The following is a 9,231-nucleotide window of genomic DNA, read 5'->3' as shown; positions in this document are numbered from 1 at the left end:
TGAAACGGAAAATTCCGGCTACCCCAAAACTGGGAGCAAAGAACCAGCTAGACTGTCCCAAGGGGTACATCAGGAAAACGCTGACGAATACCGCAATGGGGCCAGAAAAGGCAATAGCGTTATAAGGACGAATGCCGACTAAACGGGAAATTTCAAACTGACGTAACATGAAGCCAATCAGTCCAAAAGCACCGTGTAGGGCGACAAAGGGCCATAATCCGCCAATTTGACACCAGCGAGTAAAGTCTCCTTGTGCTTCGGGACCCCATAAAAAGAGAATGGAGTGGCCGAAGGCATTAGCGGGAGAAGATACGGCAACGGTCAGAAAGTTACAGCCTTCCAAATAAGAACTGGCTAACCCGTGGGTGTACCAGGAGGTGACAAAGGTGGTTCCGGTTAACCATCCACCTAGGGCTAGGTAGGCACAGGGAAACAATAGTAACCCAGACCAACCTACAAATACGAAGCGATCGCGCTTTAACCAGTCATCGAGGACATCAAACCATCCTCGCTCTGGGGCGCGTCCGACTGCAATGGTCATGGCGCAAATCTCCAAATGAATATAAGGACAAGGTTTAAGAATTCTCTAAAACCGCCTAGCATACCTCAACTTCGTGTTACGAAGTAGATCCCTAGACGAAATGTGAGAAATCGTTACTTTTCTTAACTGATACCATCTTAATGTAAACTGTCCGAGTTTTCCACCCTAAATCTTAACAAAATATAAAGATTCTCTGAAAGCCATCTCTACCCTGGGTTGTGCTAAGTTTTAACAGATAATTAGATTGAGAGCCGTTTTTTTACGAGGAGCATTCATGATCAGTATTGATTTAGCCTTGAAGTACATTCCGATTCCCATTTCTGTCCAACGCAAAGAAACTGAAGATGCAGAAGCTTTATATCAGCAAATTGTGAGCGCAATGAAATCCCCGACTCCCCAACTGTTAGAGTTAACCTGTGAGAAGCAAACGGAAAAAAAGGTCGCTGTGATGAGTGATCAGATTGGTGCGGTGATCCTTTCTCAGAAAGATGGATCTACCGCAGCGGGCCGGGTTCCTGGGTTCTTTTCGATGGTGGAAGCAGAATAACCTGAGAAAGCTAAAACGCATTTAAAATGCGTTTTAGTCAGGAAAAAGGGAAAAAATTAACCGAAAAAAATACAGGCCTAGCGGCCTGCAACACACTAAAAGGTTTGATCTGAAATTATGGAAAATTAAGCGTTTTTGTCCTTCTTTTTGGCTTGAGCTAATTTGCGCTTGAAGGCACCACCAAATCCAACCGCAGCACTTGCACCAAGTATGGTAAGGGGTTCGGGAACGGGAGTACCAGTCCCAGTGCCACTGTTTCCAAGGTTAGTTCCAGTAATGCTTTGGTAACGAACACCAAAGTTAGATAATGAAAGGGAAGATGGGGGCATTAAGGCTCCTGGTGCAAAGTTAAGAGCAACGGTGAAGTTACCTGTATTACCAGTAGGAACACCACCACCACCGCCACCTTGACAGTTGCTAGTGCCTCCACCAGCTTTGAAGCAAACACCAATTGGACCGAATCCATTAGGATAAGCACCATTACGAACAGCAATGTCAAAAATACCAGTGGAGGTAGCACCTGTTAGCACAGGATCGGTATTAAATCCTAGACTGGATACTCTTGAACCAATTCCACCCGAAGATGTGTTGGTCAGTGCAATACTGAAGAGTGCCCCACTATTGTTAAAATTAACCAGGGTAAAAGTAGCTTCTGATGTCAGTCCTGCCACATCTTGAGTCGCAACATTACCGTTAAATTTTACCGTGAAAGATTGTCCGATATCGGCAGCTGTAATATCAGTAACACTATCATTAGATATAGTAAGTGCAGAGGCATTTGAAGTCATCCCAATAGCCAAACCTGCGGCTAATAGAGAAGTCCCAATTAGAGTTGAGGTTGCGTTTTTCATCGTTTTTATCCTTTACTATATGGACTGTTCAACCAACTTCTAAGGTGAAGTTAGCAAGTATCCTGATTCAGTAGGGTTTTAATTACCACCACTAAAACAATCATAGAAAGGGGATGTATAAGATGGTGTTATCGCAATGTATAACTTAGTGTATAACTTTAGGGGTGAAAACTACCCCAACTAAGCTGACGCTATAGTTGGGGTTTCTGAATTCACAGGGGAATGGCTCAAGACAGACTAAAAGGTTTGCTCTGAAACCAGGGAAAATTAAGCTTTTTTGTTGTTCTTTTTGGCTTGGGCTAATTTGCGCTTGAAACCACCACCAAAGGCAACGGCAGCACCTGCACCGAGGATGGTGAGGGGTTCGGGAACTGTTCCAACAGGTGGTTGTTCTGCCTCTCTGTGTAGCCACTCCTCAAATCCACCTCCAGCGTTGGTGAACTCAGAGTATAAGTAAACGTATTCGTTGGGCCCTGTGAATAAACTATCTTTAATTCCGACTACATAATCATACCGACCGCTACCAGAATTGAGATCTGTCATCGAAACTGAATTACCGGAACCGAGATCGAAAATTTTCGTTACATCGCCATCGAAAGTCGGATAATTGTTCAGATCACCAGCGTTACCCAGGAAAATCTGCAACTTACTTAATGTGATCCCAGGTTGACTTCCCCCATTAGGCTCGTTCAAATCTAGGATAAACTGGCGATAAGTTACACCACCAACCTCGAAAGTGGGTACGTCACCTAACAAAAGTGAACGGGTAAAATTGCCATCGGTTTTTTCATCAAACTGAACTGGACGGTAATCTGTATTGTAGCCTTTTTCAGTACCGTTGTTTTGAATCCGCAAAAATGAATCAATGGCCCCAGTTCCTGCTGGAACGCCGTCACTAACCTGCTGGAAGTAGGCATCACCTAGAGTGCCAGAAGATCCAGCTGTTGTGACATTTAATGTCGTTGCTCCAGCTTCACTAGCAGAGAAAGACAGGATACTTGTAGCAGCAATTACTGAAGCCCCAATTAAGGTTGAAATTGCGTTCTTCATTATTTATGTCCCTTATGTACAAATCATTAAGCAAGTTTCATGTAGAGGTTAACAGTCCGTTAAGCTCTACTATTCTTTCATTGTAGAAAGGGGATGTATACGATAGTGTCAGCGCAATGTACAACTTTGTGTACAACTTTGTAAAAGTAACATTTTGGCGATCGCCACTTAATTTTTCAAATTAACCCCATCTAAATTAGTCCCAATGAAAATTACCCCCTGCAGGTTCGCTCCTTGCAAATTAGCTCCTCTTAAGTCTGCATAGCTTAAATTAGCTCCTCTGAGATTTGCACCCGCTAAATTTGCCCCTTGTAAGTTAGCTTGGGTTAAATTAGACCATCTTAAATCGCAGCGATCGCCTTTAATTTCTGTTAAATTAGCTCTGAATAAATAGGCCTGACATAAGTGAGCTTGAATCAGTTGCCCTTGTGATAAATTAGCACGGTAAAAATAGGCTCCTTGCAATTCGGCTTCGTATAATATTGCTTGACTTAAATCTGCCTCACAAAAGTTTGTATTTTGTCCCAAAGCTTCACTTAAATTAGTACGGTTAAGGTGAGTGCGACTAAAATCAGCCCCTTTTATTTGGGCATTTCGTAGGGATGTTCCAATTAAATTAGCTTGAGATAAATTTGCATAATTGAGGCTTGCTTGAGATAAATTTGCACCGATTAAATTGCTATTTTGCAAGTTAGCATAATTGAGATTTGCTTCACTTAAATTCACTTGAGAGAGATCAGAGTTTTCTAGATTAGCGTGATTTAATATAGCTTGTTGAAGATTGGATTTGTTTAAATTTGCTCCAAATAAATAAGCTTTTTCTAGGTTTTTTTTGCTTAAATCAATATCTCTTAAATCTGGTGTAATTTTTGGGTTATCTTGTCGCCAGGTTAACCAGTTTATCTCTTTTTCTAACAGTGCCAAATGTTCTCGATTTGCCATGATTTTAATAAATCCCTTAATTCCCCTGATTCATAGTTTAGCAAAGAATGGCAACATTCCCTAAATTTGTTAACATAAAAAGTAAAATGAGTTAATAGCAATTATGGACACACTTATTAAATGGTCACTGGAAGATTACCATAAAATGATTGAAGCGGGAATATTAAGCGATCGCTCTTGTGAGTTAATTGCAGGAGAGATACTACAAATGAGTCCAGAAGGTCCAATACATACTTCAATTAATCATATCGGTGTTACCTATCTTCGTTCAATTTTAGGAACGCAAGCAGTCATTAGAGAAGGACACCCCATTACTCTGACAGACTCGGAACCAGAACCAGATATTGCGGTGGTTCGTTCTCCTTATACATTATATCTAAATCATCATCCTTATCCTGAAGATATTTATTGGTTAATTGAGGTTTCTGATAGCACTTTAGGGAAAGATTTAGGCATCAAAAACAGAATAAAAAAAATATGAAAAAACCCAGCTATTACTATCATAATGGATTTCGGATGCCCATGGGATTTCCCATAGAAGGATTTACCTCAGCACTAAATTATCAAGCGCAACCTTCAGACATTTTTATTGTAACTTATCCTAAATGTGGAACCACTTGGACACAATATATTGTCTGGTTAATTCAACATAATGGCGAACCTTTATCAGCATCAAAAAAAATAGAAGATGATATTCCTCATTTAGAAGAAGTTGGCAAAGAAAAGATTGAAATATTACCCCAACCGAGAGTAATTAAAACCCATTTTCCCTATAATTTAACCCCTTATCATCCACAAGCAAAATATATTTATATTGCACGAAACCCTTTTGATTGTGCCGTTTCATTTTATCATCATACCAGAGGCTTTATTAAACATTATAATTTTGCAGAAGGGAGTTTTGAGGATTTTTTTGAATGTTTTATTAAGGGAGAAGTAGACTTTGGAGATTATTTTGATCATTTAGTACCTTGGTATAAACATAAAGATGAGCATAATGTTTTGTTTTTAACCTACGAAAATATGAAAATAGAGCCAAAAAATGCTATTATAGACATAATTAATTTTTTAGGAAAAGCCTACAAAGATAGAATTAAAAATGAGGAAATTCTGAACAAAATCATCATTAATAGTAGTTTAGAAAACATGAAAAAAGATCAACAACGTTGGTCAAGTAAACGCCCTGAAAATATGCCCCCATTTATTCGTAAAGGACAAGTTGGAGACTGGGAAAATTATTTTTCACCCGAACAGCAACAAAGATTAATAGAAAAGTTTATGATTAGGACAGCTGGAACTGGTTTAGAAACCTTATGGAACGGAATTATTATCAGATCCTAATCTCAGAAAAATAAAAGTAATAAAATGTTAGAAACAATCAACAAAATTTAAGAGAAAATAGGAAAGAAAAATCAGTCTTATGATCACTATGCTTTGGCCCTACAAAACCCCTGGTATTCCTGACACCCTCTTTGAACGTTTACCAGGTATTCCCCTCAGTAAACGAGAAGTGCGCTTACTGCTCATTTCTGCTCTAAGATTAAAAAAAGACTCGGTAGTCTGGGATATTGGGGCTGGTACTGGAACCATTCCCGTAGAAATTGGCTTATTATGTCCCGAAAATACTATTATTGCTGTAGAAAGGGATGAAGATGTAGCTAAATTAATTCGTCGTAACTGCGATCGCTTTGAGGTCAATAATGTAACGATTTTTGAAGGCAACGCCCCCGACTGTCTCAGTGAACTCCAACCCCAACCCGATCGCGTCTGTATTGAAGGCGGTAGTCCCATCAAAGAGATCATAACCCAAGTCTGGCAACATTTAAAGCCCGAAGGAAGGCTGGTGGCCACAGCGGCCAACTTAGAAACCCTTTATCTCATTTCAGAGGGCTTCGCGGCACTACAAGCGCGTAATATCGAGGTTGTTCAAGCAGGGGTGAACCGTTTAGAAACCAGGGGGGTGCATCAAACTTTAGCTGCTGTCGATCCCATTTTTATTCTCAGTGGAGAAAAATTTTAACGTTTTGTACCATGGACAAAGGTGCAACTACCAGGAATTCCAGGAATTTTATACAATTAAAATGGTGGGACTTGTTAACCTTTTATAAGGAATTCTTAACATATCTTGCCCCTCTTCCTCACCCTATCTTATCCTAGCTTATGCCCTGGACTCGAATTATCACTACAATTATCGCCATTGCCCTGGCCCTCGGAATGCTGATTATTGGGGGATGGTACTTTACCCTAGGACTTTGTATTATCGTCTTTTTGGGGCAATTAGAATATTTTCAATTGGTTAGGGCCAAAGGTATCGCCCCCGCTGCCAAAACCACCCTAGTTGTGTCTCAGTTATTATTAGTAATAGCTGCGATCGCCCCCCATTTAACAGATGCTTTATTTCCCTTAACGGGGGCGTTAATTTGCTTTTATCTGCTTTTTCAACCCAAACTTGCCACCATTGCTGATATTTCTACCTCTGTTTTGGGGTTATTTTATGGCGGATATTTACCGAGTTATTGGGTAAGATTACGGGTAGGACTTGCTCAAACTGTCCCCACAGTTGATATTGCCAGCAGTAATTTTAGTAACTTATCCTTGATGGGATATTGGCCAGAATCTTGGGTAGAACCTAAATTATTTCCCCCTGCTTTAACTGTAACTTTTTTGGCTTTTGGGTGTATTTGGGCCGCAGATATTGGGGCTTATATTATGGGTAAATGGTTGGGTAAAACTCGCTTATCCGATATTAGTCCAAAAAAGACTGTTGAAGGGGCAATTTTTGGCTTGTTAGGAAGTATTTTAATTGCTGAATTGGGGGCTTGGTATTTAGAATGGCCCTATTGGTATATGACAGGAATGTTATTAGGGGTATTAATTGGTATTGTCAGCTTATTGGGTGATTTAACTGAGTCCATGATGAAACGAGATGCGGGGGTGAAAGACTCAGGACAGTTAATTCCCGGCCATGGAGGCATTTTAGATAGAACTGATAGTTATGTATTTACTGCCCCTTTGGTTTACTATTTTGTTACTTTATTTTTACCGTTGTTACATTAAAGAAAGTAGTTCTATTACCAAGGATTATAAGGCTTTGTAGACAGCCTTTTCTTTATAGAATCAATATTAATAAATAATAAGTAAAGGCATCAAGTTTAGAAAAATGTCTAGAAACCAGGCTGATATCTGTTGCTATTCCATCAATTTTGTCAATAATTCTTACTTCTTTGTTTCTTTGTTTCTTTGTTTCTCTAATGTTTTAAAAATAGTGTCAAAATAACCTACTAATTTTTTATTAAGTAAAGCTTCCACTTTATCCCGATAAAATTTAGGTATTTTTTCCCATTGTTCATCCTTAATAATTTCTTGCATCAAATCAAAATTAAACCCTGAGTCTGTCATTTTTGGTTACTAGGTGAACTATTATCTTTATTTTAGCGTCTATTAATTATTAACTATAATTAGGAAATGTAAATTTATGTATTGTATTGGGTTAATGAGTGGCACATCTGTGGATGGAATTGATGCCGCTTTCGTTGAAATTACAGGTAAAGAACTTGATTTAAACATAAAATTTTTATCGGGAATCACCCATTTTTATCCTGAAAAAATCAGAAATAAAATCTTAGAAGTATGTGGGGGAAAATCAATATCAATGGAAGAATTAGCCCAATTAGATGATGAGATCGCTTTGTCTTTTGTCGAAGCTGTCAACAAAATTAAAGCCAATAATCCCCCCGCAGGATTAATCGGTTCCCATGGACAAACAATCTTTCATCGTCCACCAACCAAAGAAATATTAGGTTATAGTTTACAAATTGGTAGAGGAGAAATGATTGCTAATTTAACAAGAATTACTACGATTAGTAACTTGCGGGTAGCAGATATCGCCGCCGGAGGACAAGGTGCGCCCTTAGTCTCAAAAATAGATGCTTATGTCTTAAGTCATCCAAAATATCATCGTTGTGTACAAAATATTGGGGGAATTGGTAACGTTACTTATTTACCTCCCCATCAACAAAAAGACTGGGAAACCAATATTATTGGCTGGGATACAGGGCCAGGTAATGTCTTAATTGACCTCACGGTTCAGAAACTAACCAATGGTCAAAAAACCTACGATAAAAATGGCGAATGGGCCGCCAAAGGAACCCCCCATCAAAGATTAATTAAACAATGGTTAGCTCAGGACTTCTTTAAACAAATACCCCCCAAATCTACCGGAAGAGAATTATTTGGCCCAGACTATTTAGAAAAATGTTGGCAAGATGCACAAACAGAAAAGTTATCAGAAACCGACTTTTTAGCCACCATTACCGATTTTACGGCTGCTTCCATTGCTGATAGTTATTATCAATTTATTCAAGAACCCATCGATGAAATATTATTGTGTGGCGGAGGCAGTCGCAATCTATACTTAAAAGAGAGGATTCAATATCATTGTCCTGATTCAACCACAGTAAAAATCACTGATGAAGTTGGCATGAACAGTGATTTTAAAGAAGCGATCGCCTTTGCCGTCTTAGCTTATTGGCGTTTCAGTGGTGTTCCAGGCAATTTACCGAAGGTGACAGGGGCAAAACAAGCAATGTTACTGGGAGAAATTCATCTTCCTCTTTAAAGATGAATGTTCAAGGGTTTAACACTGTTAAACCCCTACAATAATATGGGATTGAGGCATTAAAACAATGAATTTTAAGAAACTGTTAGTTTTCTGTGATTTTCGGGAAATCTAAAGTAGAGAAACCTGAGAGTTACCCTGTCCCCAGAGGATCTCGATCAAAATTGTTAGGAGATTAAGGAGTGGTATCTTGACCCATAGCTTTTTAATGGAAAGTGGACGCTGGACGATTGAAGGAAATTGGCTAGAACGCAGTGAATTGCCCCTACCCGTCAAAGGTAGGAGTATCGTGGCCTGGAGTCAGGATAATTGGTTCACCATGGTCACAAAACTGGTGTTTCCAGGCAGCGATCGCCCTGAAATCTCCTTTCAATACCGGGGTCGCTTAGATGGGGAGGAACGCCAGTACACCTATGTTCTTCAGCAAAGCTTACTCGGAAAAGTAGAGGGGGAAGGTTGGATCGGCCCTGAGTCCATTATCCAACGCTATTGGGTTTTAGGCGATCGCCAACGACGCAGTGGCTTTGAAACCTTCTACCGCCTCAATAATAATACTTATCACTTCTCCAGTGGCATCCTGGCCGGTCATTACCTGACCAGTACCATGGAAGCCACCCTAGAACGCCAACCTTAACAGGGTTTTCTCCTAAAATAACTCTTTTTCCTAGCCCCTAATTACTCA

General features: G+C 39.6%; 11 protein-coding genes and 1 pseudogene. 7 read left to right on the top strand and 5 right to left on the bottom strand.

Annotated features, from left to right (window positions below; all coding sequences use genetic code 11):
* Positions 1-541, bottom strand: a pseudogene (locus VB715_RS18365) (photosystem II D2 protein (photosystem q(a) protein)); the annotation flags it as partial.
* A 274-nt stretch (positions 542-815) separates the two neighbouring features.
* On the opposite strand from VB715_RS18365, the gene VB715_RS18360 reads away from it, so the two are divergent.
* Positions 816-1,088, top strand: a complete 273-nt coding sequence (locus tag VB715_RS18360) for a hypothetical protein (RefSeq protein ID WP_323302671.1) — start codon at positions 816-818, stop codon at positions 1,086-1,088.
* Positions 1,089-1,213: 125 nt separating this feature from the next.
* Here the strand turns inward: VB715_RS18360 and VB715_RS18355 are convergent, their stop codons facing one another.
* The 3 genes from VB715_RS18355 to VB715_RS18345 all read right to left on the bottom strand — a co-directional run bounded on the left by VB715_RS18355 (position 1,214) and on the right by VB715_RS18345 (position 3,931).
* Positions 1,214-1,939: a cistern family PEP-CTERM protein gene (locus VB715_RS18355; protein WP_323302670.1), complete on the bottom strand. Its 726-nt coding sequence runs from the start codon at positions 1,937-1,939 to the stop codon at positions 1,214-1,216.
* Positions 1,940-2,206: 267 nt separating this feature from the next.
* On the bottom strand, positions 2,207-2,989 hold the full coding sequence (locus VB715_RS18350) for a PEP-CTERM sorting domain-containing protein (RefSeq protein ID WP_323302669.1): 783 nt from the start codon (positions 2,987-2,989) through the stop codon (positions 2,207-2,209).
* 168 nt (positions 2,990-3,157) lie between these two features.
* A complete protein-coding gene (locus tag VB715_RS18345) occupies positions 3,158-3,931 on the bottom strand; it encodes a pentapeptide repeat-containing protein (protein ID WP_323302668.1) in 774 nt (257 codons plus the stop codon).
* Positions 3,932-4,034: 103 nt separating this feature from the next.
* Here VB715_RS18345 and VB715_RS18340 point away from each other — a divergent pair, with 103 nt between their 5' ends.
* From VB715_RS18340 to VB715_RS18325, 4 genes are all read left to right on the top strand, one after another.
* Positions 4,035-4,412, top strand: a complete 378-nt coding sequence (locus tag VB715_RS18340; protein WP_416336956.1) for a Uma2 family endonuclease — start codon at positions 4,035-4,037, stop codon at positions 4,410-4,412.
* Positions 4,409-5,272 carry a sulfotransferase domain-containing protein gene (locus VB715_RS18335; RefSeq protein WP_323302667.1) on the top strand — a complete coding sequence of 288 codons (864 nt, stop codon included), beginning with the start codon at positions 4,409-4,411 and terminating at the stop codon, positions 5,270-5,272. Before VB715_RS18340 ends, VB715_RS18335 begins: the two co-directional genes overlap by 4 nt.
* Positions 5,273-5,360: 88 nt before the next feature.
* Positions 5,361-5,951: a precorrin-6Y C5,15-methyltransferase subunit CbiT gene (gene cbiT, locus VB715_RS18330; protein ID WP_323302673.1), complete on the top strand. Its 591-nt coding sequence runs from the start codon at positions 5,361-5,363 to the stop codon at positions 5,949-5,951.
* A gap of 140 nt (positions 5,952-6,091) precedes the next feature.
* Positions 6,092-6,988, top strand: a complete 897-nt coding sequence (locus tag VB715_RS18325; RefSeq protein WP_323302666.1) for a phosphatidate cytidylyltransferase — start codon at positions 6,092-6,094, stop codon at positions 6,986-6,988.
* A gap of 159 nt (positions 6,989-7,147) precedes the next feature.
* Here VB715_RS18325 and VB715_RS18320 read toward each other — a convergent pair whose 3' ends face one another.
* On the bottom strand, positions 7,148-7,330 hold the full coding sequence (locus tag VB715_RS18320) for a hypothetical protein (protein WP_323302665.1): 183 nt from the start codon (positions 7,328-7,330) through the stop codon (positions 7,148-7,150).
* A 76-nt stretch (positions 7,331-7,406) separates the two neighbouring features.
* On the opposite strand from VB715_RS18320, the gene VB715_RS18315 reads away from it, so the two are divergent.
* Positions 7,407-8,549: an anhydro-N-acetylmuramic acid kinase gene (locus VB715_RS18315; RefSeq protein ID WP_323302664.1), complete on the top strand. Its 1,143-nt coding sequence runs from the start codon at positions 7,407-7,409 to the stop codon at positions 8,547-8,549.
* Positions 8,550-8,739: 190 nt separating this feature from the next.
* Positions 8,740-9,183, top strand: a complete 444-nt coding sequence (locus tag VB715_RS18310; RefSeq protein ID WP_323302663.1) for a hypothetical protein — start codon at positions 8,740-8,742, stop codon at positions 9,181-9,183.
* The last annotated feature ends 48 nt before the right edge of the window (positions 9,184-9,231 follow it).

Origin of the sequence: Crocosphaera sp. UHCC 0190, assembly GCF_034932065.1 — a bacterium.
Taxonomy (GTDB): domain Bacteria; phylum Cyanobacteriota; class Cyanobacteriia; order Cyanobacteriales; family Microcystaceae; genus UHCC-0190.
The sequence above is the reverse complement of the archived record's forward strand: the minus strand, read 5'-3'. Positions and strand labels throughout refer to the sequence as shown.